Here is a 19,284-nt window from a genome sequence, read left to right on the forward strand (position 1 = left end):
CGCCACGCCCATGAAACTACGACCTTCGTCGCAAGTGCCAGCGCCTGTTCCACACTTTAGCCATGCAGGTGATGAAGGATAAGCGGAAGGTGCGGCTATGATCGGACGCGGCATGATGGCCGTCTTGTTGGCGGCGACGGCTCTTGCCGGGGCAGGCGACGCCCGGGCAGCGGGTCAGTCCGTCTTTCCGGTGGCTCCCGATGAGCCCCATGCCGTGACCGTGAAGGCGAAGGGAGACGGGCGAAGCGACGATGGCGATGCCATCCAGCAGGCGATCGACAAGGCGCGAGACCGAACCGGGCATGGCATCGTCTTCCTGCCGTCTGGCCGCTATCGCATCACCCGCAGCCTGATCGTCCCGCCGGGCGTGCGTATCTATGGCGTGGGGCCGACGCGCCCGGTGATCCTGCTCGCCGCCAACACGCCGGGCTTCCAGCAGGGCGTGTCGACGATGATCGTCTTTGCCGGAGGCGACCAATATAATGTCGGCCAGGTGCCGGTTCCCGTCCCGACCGTCGTGCCGCGCGAGAAGATCGTCCGCGACGCCAATTCGGGCACTTTCTATTCGGCGATGAGCAATGTCGACATAGAGATCGGCGCGGGCAATCCGGCGGCGGCAGGCGTGCGTTTCCGCATGGCGCAGCATGCCTTCCTCAGCCATATGGACTTCCGCCTGGGGTCCGCCTTCGCCGGGGTCTACCAAGCCGGAAACGTCATGGAGAATGTCCATTTCCAGGGCGGCCGATACGGCATCGTTTCCGAAAAGACCTCCCCCGCCTGGCAGTTCACCCTGCTCGATTCCAGCTTCGACGGCCAGCGCGACGCGGCGATCCGCGAGCATGAGGTCGACCTCACGCTGGTCAACGTCGCCATCCGCAACACGCCGGTGGGGATAGAGATCGACCGGGGTTACAGCGACAGCCTCTGGGGCAAGGATGTGCGCTTCGAAAATGTGTCGAAGGCGGGCGTCGTCATCTCCAAAGAGAAGAACGTCTTCACCCAGATCGGCTTCGACAATGCGCTGGCGGTGAACAGCCCGGTCTTCGCCCGGTTCCGCGACAGCGGGCAAGGGGTCAACGGCAAGGGCAAGGCCTATAGGGTCGCATCCTTCTCCTACGGTCTTGCCGTGCCCGCGCTCGGCCGGATGGGCGAATACCGGACCGAGGCGGACATCCAGCCGCTGCCCGCCATGCCCGCGCCGCGAACGCCCGCCATTCGCGCCCTTCCCGACATGGCGCAATGGGTCAATGTCCGCACCCTGGGGGCAGTGGGCGACGGCAAGGCGGACGACACCGCGGCGCTCCAGAAGGCCATAGACAGCCACCGCATCCTCTATTTCCCGACCGGCTTCTACAAGGTCACCGACCGGCTGAAACTGCGACCGGACAGCGTGCTGATCGGCCTGCACCCGGCGATCACCCAGCTCTATATTCCCGACAACAACCCGGCCCATGCGGGCCTTGGCCCCGTGCTGCCCATCCTGGAAAGCCCCAAGAGCGGCGACAATATCCTTTCGGGCCTCGGCCTCTTCACCGGCCGGGTGAACCCGCGCGCGTCCGCCCTGCTCTGGCGGTCCGGCGAAAACAGTCTGGTGGACGACGTCAAGATCATGGGTGGCGGCGGCACGCCCACCGCCGATGGCACCATGCTCGGCAGCCTGCGGGTCCATACCGGCGACCCGGTCACCGACGACCGGCTGGACGCGCAATATCCCAGCATCTGGGTCACGGACGGGGGCGGCGGCACCTTCGTCGACGTGTGGAGTCCGAACAGCTTCGCGCAGGCCGGTTTCTACGTCACCGACACCAGTACGCCCGGCCATGTCTATGAAATGTCGGTCGAGCATCATGCCCGCAACGAATTCGTCCTCGACAATGTGCATAATTGGGAGTTTCTGGCGCCCCAGACCGAGCAGGAAGTGGGCGACGGCCCCGACGCCATCTCGCTCGACATCCGCAATTCCAGCAATCTGCTGTTCGCCAACTATCATGGCTATCGCGTGACGCGCACTTACGCGCCGGAAAAGAGCGCGGTCAAGCTGACCAATTCGGGCGACATCCGCTTCCGCAACGTCCACATCAACGCCGAAAGCGGCTTTGCGACCTGCGATGAGGAAGGCTGCGGCACCTTCCTGCGGGCGAGCAAATATCCGTTCGACAATGCGATAGAGGATGTGACGCGCAAGCTTTTCGTGCGCGAGCGCGAATTCGCCAATCTGGACATCGGACCGGCAGGCAGTTCCATTCCCGCGCCCACCCCCGGCAGCACGAAGGTCGAGAAGCTGGAGGACGGTTTCTGGTCGATTTCCGGCGCAGCGGTCGATGCCAGGGGGGCGCTGTATTTCATCGACCGGCGGTTCCAGCGCATCCATCGCTGGAGCGAGGGCAAGGGGTTGGAGGTGGTGCGCGACCATGCGCTCGATCCGGTCAATCTGGCGATCGACGCGGCCGGCCATGTGCTGGTGCTCTCTTCGCTCGGCGCCAAGGCGGGTGTCTATTCCTTCGATCCCGACGGGCCCAAGGACCGGTTCACGCTGATCGAACCAACGCCGGTTCGTGCATCTTCGGGCGCCAAGACGCTGCTGCCGGTCAATTGGTGGAACAATGGCGAATTCCGCGACCAGCTCGATCATAAAAGCCATGAGTTCACGACGCTGGCGGACATGTTCGCGCGTGACGCGGGCACGGCCAAGAGCCGCGAATATGTTTCCCCCGACGGCAGCCTGTCGCTGCCTGCGTTCCGCGTATGGCAGCAAGGGCCGACGGATCATACCGGCTGGCGCTGGTCCGACAGCCTCAACGCGAACGGACTGGTCGGCGGCAAACAGGGGGAGCGGCTGTTCGTCACCAACGGATCGGAGAATATCACCTATAGCGGCAGGATCGGCGCGGGCGGCGCGCTGACCGACCTCAAACCCTTCACCAATCGCGGCGGCGAAAGCGTGGCAGTCGACGGGGAGGGCCGCGTCTATGTCGCCAACGGGCAAGTCTTCGTCTACGATATGGACGGCAAGGAAACAGGGCGGATCGACGTGCCAGAGCGTCCCTTGCAGATCCTGTTCGGCGGCGCGGACCGGCGCACGCTCTTCATCCTGACACACCATGCACTTTACGCCGCGAGGCCCTGAAAAGCGTGTCTCCGCCGCACCTACGACCTATGTCGTAAGTGCGGCGGCCGGAGCGTCACGATATTCTTGAGGGGATCGCCCGCCATGGGCGCGGACCGCGCCGGGAGGGCGGCCGAAGGACAAAAAAGGGGATGGATCGATGAAAGCCGCAATTCAGCTTGCCAGCGTCAGCCTTGCCGTGATGGCATTCGCCAGCGTGGCGGGGGCCCAGACGCCCGCGCCGTCCGCAGTGGGCGCGCCACAGACGGAAACGAGCGGCCAGGCACCCGCGGGCAATGCCGACATCGTCGTCACCGGATCGCGCATCACCACCAGCGGCTTCAACGCGCCCACGCCGACCACGGTGATCGGCGAGGAGCAGATCGCCAAGAACGCGCAGCCCAATATCTTCACCACCATCGCGCAACTGCCCTCGCTCCAGGGATCGACCGGCGCCGCGACCGGCACGTTCAGCACGTCGAGCGGGTTGCAGGGTCTCAGTTCCTTCTCCCTGCGCGGTCTCCAGCCGATCCGCACGCTGACGCTGCTCGACGGCCAGCGCGTCGTCGGTGCGAACGTGACCGGCGTTCCCGACATCAGCATGTTCCCGCAATTGCTGGTGAAGCGCGTCGACGTGGTGACGGGCGGTGCGTCTGCCTCCTACGGCTCGGACGCGGTCGGCGGCGTCGTCAACTTCATCACCGATACGCGGTTCGAAGGGTTCAAGGGCAATATATTGGGCAGCATCACCAAATATGGCGATGATGAAACCGGCCTGGTGCAGGCGGCCTGGGGCAAATCCTTCCTCGACAACCGCCTGCATGTCGTGCTGAGCGGCGAATATGACCATGAGGAAGGCGTCGGTCCGGGCGATTTCGGCACCGACCTGGCGGGCAGCCGCGACTGGTATCGCGCCACGACCCTGATGAACACGGGCCAGACCAATAACGGCCTGCCGCAATTCAACTATCGCGACTATGCCCAGCCCTATCAATATGCGCGCTATGGCCTGATCAACAACGGGCCGTTGCAGGGCATCGCCTTCGACCAGAACGGCACGCCCTATAATTTCAACTATGGCTCGGGCGGCCAGCCCCTCGGCAACGGCCAGGTTTCCAACTGCTTCCGCGGCAACAGCTTCTGTGTCGGCGGCGACCTGTCGGGGGCGCCGGGTTCGGGCGCTTCGCTGAAATCGGCACTGGAACGGATCAACGGCTATACCCGGATCGGCTACGACTTTGCCGACGACAATGAAGCCTATGTCTCGGTCAACGTCGCGCAGGTGAAGACCAGCAACCAGCCCAGCCCCGGCTATAACCGGCCCAGCCTGACCGTCCAGTGCGCCAATCCCTTCCTGCCGCAACTCATCCGCGACCGCTGCGCCACGGCGGGCATCACCCAGTTCAGCTTCGGCACCAGCAACGGCGCCTTCCCCGACCCCAGGGTGCATACCGACCGCAGGCAATATCGCTTCGTCGGCGGCCTCAAGGGCAAGTTCGCCATGGCCGGGACGGATTGGAATTACGATGCCTATTATGAGCATGGCATCACCATTTCCGATATCCGGGTGCAGGACATCGTCCTCCAGAACCGCTATGTCGCCGCGACCAATGCGATCACGCTCAACGGCGCGATCGTCTGCGCCGATCCGGCCGCGCGGGCGGCGGGGTGCCAGCCCATCAACGTCTTCGGCGGCTTCGCCCCATCGTCGGCGGCGCTCGCTTATGTCGCGCCCCACGAAAACGGACCGTTCCAGCACACGAAGCTGACGCAGGACGTCGCCAGCCTCAATTTCTCGGGCAATCCGTTCGACCTGTGGGCGGGGCCGGTGTCGGTCGCGTTCGGTGGCGAATATCGCCGCGAATATTATCGCGTGAACGCCGATCCCTATGGCGCGGGCGTCTCGGCGATCAGCCCGAACAGCGAGGACTATCCGGCCGATCCGCTGCTCAATTCCGCGCAGGGCAGCAATTGGGCGGCGGGCAATTACAAGAATGGCCACGGCAAATATGATGTGTGGGAAGGCTATCTGGAAGTCGACCTGCCGCTGATCAACAGCGACTCCATGGGCCGCGCGAACCTGAACGGCGCGGCGCGCGTCACCCATTACAGCACGTCGGGCACGGTCTGGACGTGGAAGGTCGGCGGCACCTGGGACACGCCGCTCGACGGCATCCGCCTGCGCGCGGTGACGTCGCGCGACGTGCGCGCGCCCAACCTGTCGGAACTGTTCGCGGCGCCGACGGTGACGACGCTCCCCAACTTCAACGATCCCTTCCGCAACCAGGCGGTGCAGGTGTTCCAGAATACGATCGGCAACACCAACCTCAAGCCTGAAGTCGCACGCAACACCGAACTGGGCATCGTCCTGTCGCGGCCGTCCTGGCTACCGGGGCTCAGCCTGTCGTTCGACTATTACAATATCAAGCTGAACGGCGTCGTCTCCACCCTCTCGGCCGACCAGATCGTCCGCTTCTGCTTCGAGGGCAATCAGGCCTTCTGCGGCGGCTTCCAGCTCGACGGGGCGCAGGGCACCAATTTCGTCAACGTCCAGCCCTTCAACCTCGCCTCCTGGAAGACGAGCGGCTTCGATATCGAGGCAAGCTATCAGTGGCAGCAGCCGCTGGGCCTGCCGGGCAGCTTCACGGTGCGCGCGCTGGGCACGCATATCCGCAAGTTCATCGTCAATGCGGGCATTGCCGGCGTCGATCCGGTCGATCAGGCGGGCGCGAACAACGGCAATACGCCGGACTGGAAATGGCTGGCGGTGCAGACCTATGACAGCGGCCGGTTCAGCTTGACCGTGCAGGAACGCTGGATCAGCGACGGCACCTTCGGCAACCAATATGTCGTCTGCCAGTCGTCCTGCCCGACCTCGACGACGAACCATCCGACGATCGACTATAACAAGATGAAGGGCGCCTTCTATGTCGACATCGGTGCGACCTTCAAGATCGGCGACAGCCTGACCATCTATGGCAAGGTCGACAATCTGTTCGACAAGGACCCGGTGCCCGCGCCGCAGACCAATACCGGCCTCGACATCAACCCGGCGCTTTATGATACGCTGGGCCGCATCTACCGCGCGGGGATACGCTTCAACTTCTGATCCTGCCTTTCTTTTCCCCTCCTCGTCCCGGCCTTCACCGGCCGGGACGTCTTGTTATCGGAGTATGTCGATGGTTCGTGGATTAAGCGGAGCCTGTGCGTCGGTACTGCTGCTCCTGGCGGCTTTCGATCCCGCTCACGCTTCGCCGTCGGTCTATGCGACCGCACCCGACGAACCGGGCGCCGTCACGGTCAGCGGCGTCGGCGACGGCCGGGCGGACGACAGCGCCGCGATCCAGGAGGCGATCGACAAGGCGGCCGAAAAGGGGGGCGGCGGCATCGTCTTCCTGCCCGCCGGCACATACCGCATCAGCCGCACCATCTTCCTCTGGCCGGGGGTCCGCATCTTCGGCATCGGCGAACAGCGCCCCGTCATCCTGCTGGGCGCCAACACCCCCGGTTTCCAGCGCGGCGTCGCCCATATGCTGATCTTCGCGGGCGGCCGCCGCGAGCGTGATCCCAAGGATAGCCGCCCGGTCGCCTTCCCGCCACCGGGCAGCGTCCCCTTCAACAAGGATGTGCCGGACGCCAATCCCGGCACTTTCTATTCCGCTCTCGGCAATATCGATTTCCGCATATTGGGCGGCAATCCCGCCGCCACCGCGATCCGCTTCCATTCCGCGCAGCACAGTTTCGTCAGCCATGCCGATTTCGACATCGGATCGGGGCTTGCCGGCCTCTATCATGTCGCCAATGAGGCGGAAGACCTGCATTTCCGGGGCGGCCGATACGGAATCCTTGCCGAAAAGACCTCCCCGGCCTGGCCCTTCGCGCTGGTGGACGCGACTTTCGAGGGACAGCGGGACGCCGCCATTCGCGAACATGAGGCGGGGTTGACGCTGGTCAATGTCGCGATCCGCGACACGCCGGTCGGGATCGAGATCGACCGCGGCTATGGCGACTGGCTCTGGGGTCAGGATGTGCGGTTCGAGAATGTCTCGAAGGCGGGCGTCATCATCTCCAACGAGAAGAATGTCTACACCCAGATCGGCTTCCAGAATGTGCTGGCTGAAAACACCCCCGTCTTCGCGCGCTTCCGCGAGAGCGGACGGACGGTGACGGGCAGGGGCGCGGCCTACAAGGTCACGTCCTTTACCCACGGCCTGACCCTGCCCGGGCTTGGTCGGATGGGCGAGTACAGGACCGACATGCAGGCCGAGGGTCTCTCCGCCCTCCCCGCCCCTTCCGCGCCCGCGATCCGCGCCCTGCCCCCCGTCTCCGATTGGGTGAGCGTGCGGTCGCTGGGGGCGAAGGGCGACAATAGCAGCGACGACACCGCCGCCATCCAGAAGGCGATCGACAGCCATCGCGTCGTCTATCTGCCCACCGGCTTCTACAAGGTCAGCGACACGCTGCGTCTGCGCGCCGACACGGTGCTGCTGGGCCTGCACCCCAGCCTGACGCAGATCGTGCTGCCCGACGGCGCGCCTGCCTGGCAAGGGGTGGGCGCGCCCAAGGCGCTGGTCGAAAGCGCGCAGGGCGGCGATGCGATCGTCGCCGGGCTCGGCCTCAACAGCAACGGCGCCAATCCCCGCGCAACCGCGCTGCTGTGGATGGCAGGCGCGAACTCGATGGTGAACGACGTCAAGTTCCAGGGCGGCCACGGCACCAACCTGTACGACGGCAGCCGCGCCAATCCCTATAACAACAATGCCACCGCCGACCCGGACGCGTCGCGGCGCTGGGATGGGCAATATGCCAGCCTCTGGGTGACGCGGGGCGGCGGGGGCACCTTCGCCAATATCTGGAGCCCCAGCACCTTCGCCCATCCCGGCATCCTGATTTCGGACACGGAAACGCCCGGCCGCCTGATCCAGGCATCGGTCGAACATCATGTCCGCACCGAAATCGGCCTCAACCGCGTCGCCAACTGGGAATTGCTGGCCCCCCAGACCGAGGGGGAGGCGGGCGAAAGCGGCGATGCGGTCGCCCTGGAAATCCGCGATTCCCGCAACATATTGGTCGCCAATTTCCACGGCTACCGCGTCACCCGCACGCGCAAGCCCGCTCCGGCGGCGGTCACGCTCACCAATTCGCAGGACATCCGTTTCCGCAATGTCCATGTGAACGGCGAGAGCGGACTGGGCACCTGCGATGAAAATGGCTGTGCGACCTTCCTGCGGCTTACCAAATTCCCGTTCGAAAACGCCATACGCGACGTCACCCATGGCATCGATGTGCGCGAACGGGAGTTCGCCGTGCTGGACGTGCCCGCCAGGCCGGAACCCGTCGTCCCCTCGACATTCCTCGGCGCGAAGGTGGAAAAGCTGGCCGAGGATTTCCATTCCATCGGCGGTGGGGCGGTGGATGCGAAGGGCGCGCTCTATTTCATCGACCGCCATTTCCAGCGCATCTGGCGCTGGTCGGACGACCGCAGGCTGGAGATCGTCCGCGACGCCGCGCTCGATCCCGTCAACCTGACGCTCGACCGGTCGGGCAATCTGCTGGTGCTGTCATCCTATGGCCGCAACGGCACGGTCTACAGCTTCAAGCCCGGCACGCCCGACACCGAATTGACGGTGATCCAGCCGACCACCTCTGTCCCTCGTACCGGGACGGCGACCGTGCTGCCGGTCAACTGGTGGAACAATGGCGAGTTCAAGGACCAGATCGATCCCAAAAGCTACCAGTTCACCACCTTGAGCGAAATGTTCGCCCGCGACATGGCACTGCCCAAGGCGCGCGAATATGTCTCCCCCGACGGCAGCATCGTGCTGCCCGCCTGGCGCATCTTCGCGCAGGGACCGTCCGACCATCGCGGGCTGCGCTTTTCCGACTCGCTCGACAGCTATGGCTTCATCCAGGGCAAGCCGGGCGAGCGGGTCTATCTGACCAACGGATCGGAAAACCGCACCTATAGCGGCAAGGTCGGCTCCGGCGGCACGATAACGGAGCTCAGGCCCTTTGCGGAACGGGGCGGCGAAGGGGTCACGACCGACGCGCAGGGCCGGGTGTACATCGCCAACGGGCAGGTCTTCGTCCATGCGCCGGACGGGAAGGAGATCGGCCGGATCGACGTGCCCGAGCGCCCGTTGCAATTGCTGTTCGGCGGACCGGACGGCAGGACGCTGTACATCCTCACCCACCACGCGCTGTATGCGGCGCGTATCGGAGACGGATGACAAGCCCTGTCCTCTGTGGCTTGCCCGTTGCACCGTGACGGTGCAAGGTCGCGGGCCGACAAGAGGAACGCGACCGTGACTGCCCAACTGGCTTATCCCCCCATCGACATACCGGCGATCGGCGACGGCACGGCAACCCGCGTCGCGGAGGGCGTCTTCTGGCTGCGCATGCCGATGGACGGCAGGATCGAGGCGATCAACCTGTGGGCGCTGGCCGATGGCGACGGCTGGACCATCGTCGATACCGGCCTTCGCACCACCGAAACGACAGCGGCCTGGCGGCAGGCCTTTGCCTCGACCCTCGGACACCGGCCGGTGCGGCGGATCATCGTCACCCATCTCCACCCCGATCATAGCGGCATGGCCGGCTGGCTGGCACAGAAACAACCCGCCCAGCTCTGGATGACACGGTTGGAATATATGACCCTGCGCGTCCTGGCCGCCTATACCGGGCAGGAAGCGCCGGAGGAGGCCATAAGATTTTACAGGACCGCCGGCTGGGACGAGGAAGCGCTCGACCATTATCGCGCGCGCTTCGGCGATTTCGGCAAGCTGCTCTATCCCCTGCCCGACAGTTTCCGCGCGCTGGAACATGGTCAGACGCTGATGATCGGAGGCCGTGCGTGGACGGTCGTCGTCGGGCGGGGGCATTCGCCCGAACATGCCATGCTCCATTGCCCGGAAGCGAAATTGCTGATCTCCGGTGATCAGGTGTTGCCGGAAATCTCCTCCAACATTTCGGTATTCCCCCTGGAACCCGAGGCCGACCCCCTTGCGGGCTGGCTGGAATCCCTGAACAGCATCCAGCGCGTTCTGCCCGACGACGTGCTGGTCCTGCCCGCGCATGGCAAACCCTTCCATGGCCTGCATGCGCGCATCGACGCCTTGCTGGAAGGGCATGAGACCGGCCTTGAAAGACTTCACGCGCTGCTCGAAACACCCAAACGGGCGATCGACGTCTTTCCGGCCCTGTTCAAACGGGAGATCAACAGGAAGCTGTTGAGCCTTGCCACGGGGGAAAGTCTTGCCCATCTGGCCTGCCTCCGCAGTCGCGGGCGGGCGGTGGATGAGGCGGACGAAGCCGGCATCCGATGGTGGCGCGCACTTTAGGGTCTTTCACGCCGCATTCAGCCGCAAGGGTACACAAGGTCGGCATCGAGCCGCGCCATGGAGACTGGGACGTTGCTTAAGTCGATAGGAACGGCATCCCTCCTGCTTTCCTTGTCGGCGGCCGGATGGGCCTCGGCCGCCAGGGCGGAAACCTATTATGTCAACTCCATCAAGGGCGACGACCGTTTCGGCGGGACATCGCGGGAACAACCCTGGCGGTCGCTCGCCCGCATCCGGGACACGCCGCTCAAACCGGGGGACCGCGTGCTGCTGGAGGCCGGGTCGCTCTGGAAGGAACCGCTGACGATCACCCGGTCCGGCCGGGCCAATGCGCCGATCACCATCGCCGCCACGGAGGGCGGACCGCGGCCGCGCATCGATGCGGGCGGCGTTTCCCCCTATGGCGTGGCGGTGATGAACGCGGAATATGTGACCGTCAGCGGGCTGGAAGTGACCAACACTGCCCCCGCCCCGGCGCAACGTTTCGGCGTGCTCGTGTCGGGCGAGGACAAGGGCGTGATGCGGGCCATCCGCATCAGCGACATGTACATCCATGATGTACGCGGCACCAACGACCGCAAGGATAATGGCGGCATCGTCTTCCGCGCGACCGGGCAGCGCGTCGCCACCCGTTTCCATGACCTGCGCATCGAGCGCAACATCGTCTGGCGCGTCGACCGGTCGGGCATTGCAGGCATCAGTGACCGGGTGACCTTCCTCAACTGGTTCCCCAGCGAAGGCGTCGTCATCCGCGACAATTATGTCGAGGATGTGGGCGGCGACGGCATCGTTCCGCGCGGCACGGACGGCGCGCTCATTGAACATAATATCGTGCGCCATGCGGGCAGCCGCGCGCCGGGCTACAATGCGGGCATCTGGCAATGGAGCACGGACAACAGCCTGATCCAGCTCAACGAAGCCGCCTATACCCGCACCCGCTACGACGGTCAGGGCTTCGATTCCGACTTCAACTCGCGCCGCACGACCATCCTCTACAATTACAGCCACGACAATGCGGGCGGTTTCCTGCTGATCTGTTCGCCCCGGCCCAACGACAAGGATAATCTGGGCAATCGCGGCACCCGCGCCCGCTTCAACGTCAGCCGCAACGACGGCAGCCGGATCTTCCAGCTTTCCGGCAATGTGTCGGACGCGACGATCGAGAAGAATGTCATCCATGTCGGCCCCGCGCTGGACGTGCAGATGATCGTCGCGACGCAATGGGACGGGTGGGCGCGCGACGTCAAATTCCACGACAATCTGTTCAAGGTCGCAGGCACGGCCCGCTATGGCAGCGAGGCCGGACGAAACGGACCCGACTATCTGATCAAGGCGGGATTCTCGCCCTCCTCCTTCATCCGGTTCAAGGGGAACAGCTATATCGGCCGCCATGTGGAACCGCCGGAGGACGGGATCGGCCAGGCCGTCATTCCCTATGTGGAACAACCGCTGGACTGGGAAGTCCCGACCTTCGATCCATCGAAGCCGGACGGATTTGCGGACTTCATCGTCCGGCACCGCGAATGGATGCTGGGCATGTTGCAGCGCGAACTGCAATCGACGGTCGAACTGAAGCAGACCCGGCGCATGTCGATTTTCGAAGCGCGCCGGTGATCTGCCATGTCGGATTGGGGAGATCAGGCTGGCCCGATTGTCGGCGGCTGGTCCTCCCATCGTCAGCCCGACCACCCATCGGGGCGGGCGACAGGCAATCGTGCGTTCCTTTCAACCTTGCCGTCCTATTCCTCCGCCGATGGGGAAATGCTGGCATGATGATCCTCGTCGATGCTTTGGATCCGCTTGATGAGCCGATCGGCCAGTGATGGCCGCACCGGCCTGCCTTCCATGATCTTGCGCCAACTATTATAGCTGATGCCGAAGCGGTCGTTCAACGCCTCGTCGGTCCTGCCGACTTGCAGGAGCAGCATCCGGTCAACAAGATTTTTGTCGATCACGACGAGATTTGACATTTTCCTCTCGATATTCTTGACGGTTCCAGGACAATATTCAGATCAGACCGGGCTTGGCCCCGACAACATTCCATGGACAGCATCCTGGAACGCGATTGGTTGTTCGACATTGGCGAGGTGAGCGGCCTTGAGCATGGCGAGGCGGGAGCCTGCGATGGCTGTTGCGAGAGCGTTGCTGTGGGTTGGCGGTGTTGCGGGGTCGTGCGTTGCGCCGATGACGAGGGTGGGGGTTTGGATGAGGGCGACGGTGCGCCGCATGTCCATGTCGCGGATGGCGGCGCAGCAGCCGGCATAGCCCTGGGGGTCGGTGGCCTGGAGCATGGCGGCGATGGGGGCGATGGCATGCCGGCCGCTTTGGGCGAAGGCCTGGGTGAACCAGCGCTCGACCGAAGCCCTGGCGAGCGGGGCCATGCCCTGCCGGCGTACCAGGGCGATGCGCGCGTCCCAGGCGTCGGGCGGTCCCATGAAGCTGGAGGTGTTGGCAAGGACCAGGCGGCGCAGCCGGTGCGGCTCGCGGATGCCGAGCCATTGCCCGACCATGCCGCCCAGCGACAGGCCGCAAAAATCGACCGTCGCGATGTCGAGCGCGTCGAGCAGTTCGATGACGTCGCGCCCCAGCCGGTCGATGGAATAGGCGCCCGCAGGGGCATCGGACGCGCCATGGCCGCGCTGGTCGTAGCGCAGCACCCGGAAGCGGTGGGCCCATTGCTCCATCTGCGGCGCCCACATGCCCATGTCGGTGCCCAGCGAGTTGGAGAGCAGGAGGATGGGAGCGCCTTCCGGTCCGTCGAAGCGCCAGGCGATGCGGCAGCCGTCGCCGGTGGTGATGAACGCCTTTTCCATCAGACCCGCTCCACCGCGGGCGCCGGCCCCCCATATGTCCCGATCTGCGGGTTCGGCTTGCCGGGATTGCCCGAGAACCCGAACCCGCCCGACATGATCATCATGCCGTCGAACGACAGTCCGTTCAGTGCGACCCGAGGGCTGTCGTGGATACAGGATGCCATGGAAAGCCTCTTCCCGCTTCAGGCCGCAGCGCGGATGCGGGACGAGAAGCCCTCGTCGCTGGCGACATCCGCCTTCTGGAGTTCGAAGTCGAAGGCGATGGTGGCGGTGTCGCCCTGCCGGTTGGGAACGGGCAGCAGGCCATCGCGCGTGGCGAAGGCGAAGTCGTCCGCGGCGAAGGGATCGTCGCCGAAGTTGATCTGCGTGGTCAGCGTGCGGTAGCCGGGCGCCTCGACGAAGAAATGGACATGGGCCGGACGGTTGCCGTGGCGGCCGAGCCCCTGCATCAGCCGGTCCGTGGCGCCCTGCGGCGGCACGCTGTAGCCGTTGGGCATCTTCGAATGGAAGGCGTAGCGCCCGTCGCTGCCGATGCGGATGCGGCGGCGGTTGTTGAACGGGGTCTGTTCGCGGGTCGGGTCGAAATGCGAATACCAGCCCTGGCTGTTGGCGTGCCAGACATGCAGGATCGCGCCTTCGACGGGCGCGCCGTCCGGTCCCTTGATCGTGCCGCTCATGAAGAGCGTGCCGGTGTCGTCGGCATCGTCGGTCAGGTTGACGTCGCCCTCCACCAGCGGCGCGCCCGCGACATAGAGCGGCCCTTCGATGGTGCGCGGGGTGCCGCCGGTCCTGCCGGCCTCGGCATCCCGGGCGTCCATCAGCAGGTCCATGAAATGTTCCAGCCCCACGCCCGGCACGATCAGGCCGAACTCCGCCGCGCCGTTCTGGAAATAGTGGATCGCGGCCCAGAACTCGCTCTCGCTCACCTCATGGCGCACGATCGTCTTCATCACCGCCTCGACCAGGTCGCGGGTGATCGCCTTGAGCCGCTTGTCGCCGCCCTGCGCGTCGACGCCGCTGGCGCGGTCGAGCAGGGCCTGTACCGGCGCGGATGCAACAAAATCTTCAGTCATCATGCCTCTCCAAAGGGTTGAATATCAGCGATCATCGTCATGCAGCGAGGAGGGATGGCGGCAGAGCGCCGTCACCTTCACCTCCATGAAGGGATAAAGCGGCAGGCCGGTCAGCAGGTCGTGGAGCTGCGCGTTGCTCTCCACATCGAAGATGCTGACATTGCTGTACTGGCCCACGACCCGCCAGATATGGCGCCAGGTCCCGGCCCGTTGCAGCTCCTGGAAGCGCGCCTTCTCGGCCGCCTTCAACGCTTCGAACCGGGCTGGATCATAATCCAGCGGGACACGCACATCCATTTCGACCTTGAAGAGCATGGGTCAGGCCATCCGTGCAGAGGGGAGGGAAATGGTGGTGCGCGCCGCGTCCCGGCGCAGGAAGGCGATCCGTTCCTCGTCCAGCGTCACGCCCAGGCCCGGGCCGTCCGGCACGCCCAGGCCGTAATCGGCATAGTCGAGCGGCTCGGCCAATATCTCCTCGGTCAGCAGCAGAGGGCCGAACAGTTCGGTGCCGAACGGCAGGGTGGGGAAGGTCGCGAAGACATGGGCCGATGCCGCCGTGCCCACCGCCGCTTCCAGCATCGTGCCGCCATAGACGGCGATCCCCGCCGCCTGCGCGATCGCCTGCACGTCCTTCGCCGCGTACAGCCCGCCCGACTGTTCGATCTTGACGGCGAAGACGTCGGCGGCGGCGGCGGTCGCATAGTCATAGGCGCTGGCGGGGCCCTGCAATGCCTCGTCCGCCATGATCGGGATCGGCGAGCGGGCGGCAAGACGCGCCATGCCCGCGCGGTTATGGCGCATGATCGGTTGTTCGACCAGGTCGCAGCCGGCATCGGCCAGCATCGCGACGCCCTGGCGCGCCACCGTCTCGTCCCACGCCATGTTGACGTCGACCCGCACGCTGGCCCGGTCGCCCAGCGCCCGCTTGATCGCCGCGACATGGGCCACATCCTCGCCCAGCGGCCGCTTGCCGATCTTGAGCTTGAACGCATTGTGACGACGGGAAGCGAGCATCGCCTCGGCCTCCTCGATATCGCGCCCGGTATCGCCGCTCGCCAGCGTCCAGAGCACCGGCAGCCGGTCCCGCACCCGACCGCCCAGCAGTTCGCTCACCGGAACGCCCAGCCGCTTGCCCTGCGCATCGAGCAGCGCGGTCTCCACCGCGCATTTGGCAAAGTGATTGCCCACCACATGCTTCCCGATCACGCCCATCAGCGACGCGATCCGGGTCGCATCCCCGGAACGCAACAGGGGATCGAAATAACGATCGATGGCAAGCTTGATACCCTCAGGGCTCTCCGGCCCATAGCTCAGCCCCCCAATCGTCGTCGCCTCGCCAACCCCCTCAATCCCGTCGCTGCAATGAAGCCGCACTAGGCAAACAACCTGCGCTTCCATCGTCGCCATCGCCAAAACATGCGGACGAACCGTAGGCACTTCCAATATATTCGTCTCAATACCCGTGATCGTGATCACGCCTGCACCCCATATTGTTCGCGGACCAGTTCCGCCACGCCCATGCGTTCCAATATGGAGGTCGGACACATGAAGGTGACGCGCACCACGCCGGGCAGGCGGCTGATTTCGATGGAGCCCGCGATGGTGGCCCGGTTCATGATTTCATCATAGGGCAGGCCCGTCACCTCCGCCGCCCGTGCGAGGCCGTTATGGGTCGCATCGTTCAGCGTCGGCCCCGATCCGATGAAGGTGATCGGCGCATTGTCCTCGATCGACTGCTGGCCGTAGCGTTCGGCCAGCCGCCTGATCGCCCGGCTTTCCTCACCGCTCATCGGCTGCGCCAGGAAGGGCAGGTCCTCGGGATGTTGCAGCAGGATCGGTCCGTCCAGCTTCAGCCCCTTGATGACCTTCACCTCCAGTTCGACGACGCCCGACACGTCCGTCGCGTGACCGGCGATCTCGCCATTGCCCTGCTGTGCGTGCATGTCGCCCATATAGACGCCGCCGCCCGGCACCTTCACCGGGCAGATGAGGATGGCGCCTTCCCGCACCGAATTGGTGTCCATATGGCCATCGGTCTTGTGCTCGTTAAGCTCCTCCTGCGTGAAGCTGTAGCCATGGGGGGCGTCGATCAGGAACGAGCCGAAATCGCCGGCATTGTGGGAATCCGGCAGGTCGCGCGAGGGAATGGTGCCGATATTGCCCAGAAACGGCCGCATGCGGCTGGCCAGGCCGGATATGTCGGCGCGCGCCAGGGCGAGGATGGAATGCTGGTTCGCCTGATCGGGCATCGCCGCGACCGTGCGGGCATCGCCGGCGATGCGTTGGGCGACATCCTTGCCGACGGTCAGCGAGACCTTGTTCTCGCGGTCGAGGACGATCACATAACCGTTGGAGAAGCGGAACGCATTGACCTCCGCGCCGCAACCGTCGCAGCGCACGGCTTCCTCGCCAATTCCCTCGATGTGGCTGGAGGGGCTGGTGGCGCCGCAGTTCGGGCACAGCTTGGCGACGAAGGGGTCGCCCAGATAACGACCCTCGACAAATTCCATGACGCCCGACGATGTCGCGAGCGACGTCACCTGGACGGTCTTGAGCCTGATCGCGATCGCATCGCCGATCTCCGCACCCTCGACAAGGACGGGCCGCGTCACTTCATGGCCGCCCTGAAATTTCGGCGTGATCATCGGACCCCAGCAGCCGGGCGGGGTGCCGGTGCGGATGGTGCCGCCGTCCCGGACGGTGCCGGCCGGTTCGATGCCCGGCCCGACGATGCCGCCGCTATAGTCATAAACCTCAATATGCGATCGTGCGTCAGACATTGGAACTACCCTCGATTTCTATTGGGACCGATCAGAGCGCGGCGTCGCCGTCGGTGCGGACGAAGCGCCGCGCGTCGAAGCTGTAGGGAACCGCGCTGCTGCCGCCGTAAAGCTCATGATGCGGGGAGGCCTCGGCAAAGGCGCAGGCGAGCAGGAAGAGATCATGCACCTCTTCGGGCATCCCGCTGGCCGGATGGTCCGACAGCAGGCGCAATATGTCGTCGAGCCGCGGCATCATCGCCTCGTAAAGCGCCTTGAATTCGGCGGGGCTGGCGGACCAGCGGATTTCGCTGCGTTCATTCTCGCTGGGCCTGGCCCAATGCGCCGCAAGCGGCGCGAGGTCGGCGAAGGGAGCGGGAAGGATGGGATGGGTCATGATCAGGGTCCTCAGGCCGCGAGAAAGGTGTCGAGCGTGCGCGCGGCATGGCGGATCAGGAATTCCTGATCCATCAACTGCATCTCATCGATCGATCCGGACATGATGCCGGTGAAAGTGTCCTCCATGGTGGCGGTGTCTTCCAGCCAGGCATTGCGATGCAGCGCGTTCACATGCTGCTGCGCCACCTGTTCCGCGGCGGTTTGGGCTGGCCGGAAATAGTTGATGCCTTCCCACAAGGTCCGCCCATGGTCGAGCGGCCAGAACTGGTGGGTGAAGAAGGACATGCCCGGATAACCGCAGCCCGAAGCCAGGTGGATGATGAAATTGGGGAACAGGTTGGGCAGTTCGAACTGGAAATCCGCGCGCCGCTCCGGATTGATCGCGGGCGGCAACTGGTCCGGACGCGGCCGGTGGCGTTCGGTCGTGCTCAGCATCGAGGCGAAGGCGAGCGTCGAGGGCGCCGTGTCCATGCCCGCGCCGTAGATGGTGGAGGATGCGTGCGGCCCCATCAGCTTGAAGTCGGTGTGATCGACCCCCTTGAAGCCCGGCAGCGACCCGGCATGGATCGTCGGCACGTGATAACCCTCGCTGAAAGCATAATGCGCGACCTTCCAGTTGCAGTTCAGCACGGTCGAATAGCGGAAGGCGGTAGTCGATTCCGCGTAAGGATAGCCGCCGAACAACTTGCCGAAGTCACCCAGATATTCGGTCAGCGACTGCGCCGGTTCGGCATCGAAGTTGATGAAGACAAACCCTTCCCAGATGTCGCAATGGATTTCGCGCAGGCCAAGGCAGGCGGTGTCGAGCTTGCCGAACTTCTCCTTCATCGGCACCGACCGCAGCGGCCCGTCGGTGGAGAAGACCCAGCCATGGAAGCGGCATGTCACCACATTGGCGCGCGAGCGGCCGAAGGTTTCGAACCCGGTCGTCGGGACGACCTTGTTGCCGCGATGGGTGCAGACATTGTGAAAGGCGCGGATCTGGCCGTCCTTGCCGCGCACGATCAGGACGGAGGCGTCCGCGACCGGCAATTCCTTGACCTTATAATCCCCGACATTGGGAAGTTCCCAGCTCGTCGCGACCTTCAGCCAGGTCTTCCGGAAGATCTTCTCGCGCTCCAGTTCATAGATGGCGGGATCGCTGATCGCCCGTACCGATACGGGATCGACGCCCAACTCTGCACGAATATCCTCCGAACTGCGCGAGATATGGGCCAAATCTTCCGCCGTTATCCCTATGGTCATCATTCACTCTCCGAATATTGAAATGGGTGCCGTCGCTCATTTGGGTGTTCACGCATCGGCGAGCGCATCGGGCTTCTCGCCCCAGCCGTCGGGATAGTGGGAAATGAGATCGGCCTGGAGTTCGAGCACGGCGAATTGCCAGGCCGGCCCGCTCTTCCTGGCCATCGCGACATAGCGGCCGCCGATCCAGTAGGCCCGGCCGCTGGCCGAGGTCGCGACTTCCCAAAGCATGAATTCGACGGCGGCATGGTCGCAGGACGACGCCAGTTCCACCTTGGGGGAAACCAGATAGTGCAGGGTCCATCTGAAACCCCGATCGGCATTGCCGGCCACTTCCCGCGCGATGGCGTCGCCGCCCGACAGCATGCCGTATCGGTCGATCCGGAACGTCGCATCGTCGGTGAACAGCGGGCGCAGCATCTCCGCCGACGGCCCGGCGTCGAAGGCGCGGGAAAGATCGACGATCAGCGCATCGATGTCGCGCAACGCCTCCAGCCGCGCAATCCGCTGTTCCAATGTATCGGGCATATGTCCTCCTTCCGGTGGGGG

14 protein-coding genes and 1 pseudogene are annotated in these 19,284 nt (G+C 64.7%); 5 read left to right on the forward strand and 10 right to left on the reverse strand.

Annotated elements, in window-relative coordinates; all coding sequences use genetic code 11:
- Nucleotides 1–97 precede the first annotated feature (97 nt).
- The 5 genes from CAF53_RS20965 (at nucleotide 98) to CAF53_RS20985 (ending at nucleotide 12,060) form a co-directional block, all read left to right on the forward strand.
- Nucleotides 98–3,127, forward strand: coding sequence for a glycosyl hydrolase family 28-related protein (locus CAF53_RS20965; RefSeq protein WP_100239463.1), 3,030 nt, complete (start codon nucleotides 98–100; stop codon nucleotides 3,125–3,127).
- A gap of 139 nt (nucleotides 3,128–3,266) precedes the next feature.
- The gene (locus CAF53_RS20970; RefSeq protein WP_100239464.1) at nucleotides 3,267–6,215 is read left to right on the forward strand and encodes a TonB-dependent receptor; all 2,949 of its coding nucleotides are present in this window, start codon (nucleotides 3,267–3,269) and stop codon (nucleotides 6,213–6,215) included.
- Between the two features lie 70 nt (nucleotides 6,216–6,285).
- A complete protein-coding gene (locus CAF53_RS20975) occupies nucleotides 6,286–9,336 on the forward strand; it encodes a glycosyl hydrolase family 28-related protein (protein WP_100239465.1) in 3,051 nt (1,016 codons plus the stop codon).
- A 75-nt stretch (nucleotides 9,337–9,411) separates the two neighbouring features.
- Nucleotides 9,412–10,446 carry an MBL fold metallo-hydrolase gene (locus CAF53_RS20980; RefSeq protein WP_046765235.1) on the forward strand — a complete coding sequence of 345 codons (1,035 nt, stop codon included), beginning with the start codon at nucleotides 9,412–9,414 and terminating at the stop codon, nucleotides 10,444–10,446.
- Nucleotides 10,447–10,518: 72 nt separating this feature from the next.
- On the forward strand, nucleotides 10,519–12,060 hold the full coding sequence (locus CAF53_RS20985) for a right-handed parallel beta-helix repeat-containing protein (RefSeq protein WP_242443546.1): 1,542 nt from the start codon (nucleotides 10,519–10,521) through the stop codon (nucleotides 12,058–12,060).
- Between the two features lie 125 nt (nucleotides 12,061–12,185).
- Here the strand turns inward: CAF53_RS20985 and CAF53_RS20990 are convergent, their stop codons facing one another.
- From CAF53_RS20990 to CAF53_RS21035, 10 genes and pseudogenes are all read right to left on the reverse strand, one after another.
- Nucleotides 12,186–12,416, reverse strand: a complete 231-nt coding sequence (locus CAF53_RS20990) for a hypothetical protein (protein ID WP_100239467.1) — start codon at nucleotides 12,414–12,416, stop codon at nucleotides 12,186–12,188.
- Between the two features lie 42 nt (nucleotides 12,417–12,458).
- Nucleotides 12,459–13,259, reverse strand: a complete 801-nt coding sequence (gene pcaD / locus CAF53_RS20995) for a 3-oxoadipate enol-lactonase (RefSeq protein WP_197707508.1) — start codon at nucleotides 13,257–13,259, stop codon at nucleotides 12,459–12,461.
- A 62-nt stretch (nucleotides 13,260–13,321) separates the two neighbouring features.
- Nucleotides 13,322–13,423, reverse strand: a pseudogene (locus tag CAF53_RS21000) (succinyl-CoA--3-ketoacid-CoA transferase); the annotation flags it as partial.
- 18 nt (nucleotides 13,424–13,441) lie between these two features.
- On the reverse strand, nucleotides 13,442–14,332 hold the full coding sequence (locus CAF53_RS21005) for a dioxygenase (RefSeq protein ID WP_046765340.1): 891 nt from the start codon (nucleotides 14,330–14,332) through the stop codon (nucleotides 13,442–13,444).
- Between the two features lie 24 nt (nucleotides 14,333–14,356).
- On the reverse strand, nucleotides 14,357–14,647 hold the full coding sequence (catC, locus tag CAF53_RS21010; protein WP_046764065.1) for a muconolactone Delta-isomerase: 291 nt from the start codon (nucleotides 14,645–14,647) through the stop codon (nucleotides 14,357–14,359).
- Nucleotides 14,648–14,650: 3 nt separating this feature from the next.
- The gene (locus CAF53_RS21015) at nucleotides 14,651–15,808 is read right to left on the reverse strand and encodes a muconate/chloromuconate family cycloisomerase (RefSeq protein ID WP_084733271.1); all 1,158 of its coding nucleotides are present in this window, start codon (nucleotides 15,806–15,808) and stop codon (nucleotides 14,651–14,653) included.
- Nucleotides 15,805–17,112, reverse strand: coding sequence for an acetamidase/formamidase family protein (locus tag CAF53_RS21020; RefSeq protein WP_046765231.1), 1,308 nt, complete (start codon nucleotides 17,110–17,112; stop codon nucleotides 15,805–15,807). The genes CAF53_RS21015 and CAF53_RS21020 overlap by 4 nt, the downstream gene beginning before the upstream one ends.
- A 31-nt stretch (nucleotides 17,113–17,143) precedes the next feature.
- On the reverse strand, nucleotides 17,144–17,488 hold the full coding sequence (locus CAF53_RS21025; protein ID WP_046765230.1) for a hypothetical protein: 345 nt from the start codon (nucleotides 17,486–17,488) through the stop codon (nucleotides 17,144–17,146).
- An 11-nt stretch (nucleotides 17,489–17,499) separates the two neighbouring features.
- Nucleotides 17,500–18,738, reverse strand: coding sequence for an SRPBCC family protein (locus CAF53_RS21030; protein ID WP_242443547.1), 1,239 nt, complete (start codon nucleotides 18,736–18,738; stop codon nucleotides 17,500–17,502).
- Between the two features lie 45 nt (nucleotides 18,739–18,783).
- Entirely contained in the window at nucleotides 18,784–19,263 is a 480-nt protein-coding gene (locus tag CAF53_RS21035) for a nuclear transport factor 2 family protein (RefSeq protein WP_046765229.1), read from the reverse strand.
- Nucleotides 19,264–19,284: the final 21 nt, after the last annotated feature.

It is taken from the genome of Sphingobium sp. LB126 (genome assembly GCF_002795205.1).
Classification (GTDB): domain Bacteria; phylum Pseudomonadota; class Alphaproteobacteria; order Sphingomonadales; family Sphingomonadaceae; genus Sphingobium; species Sphingobium chungbukense.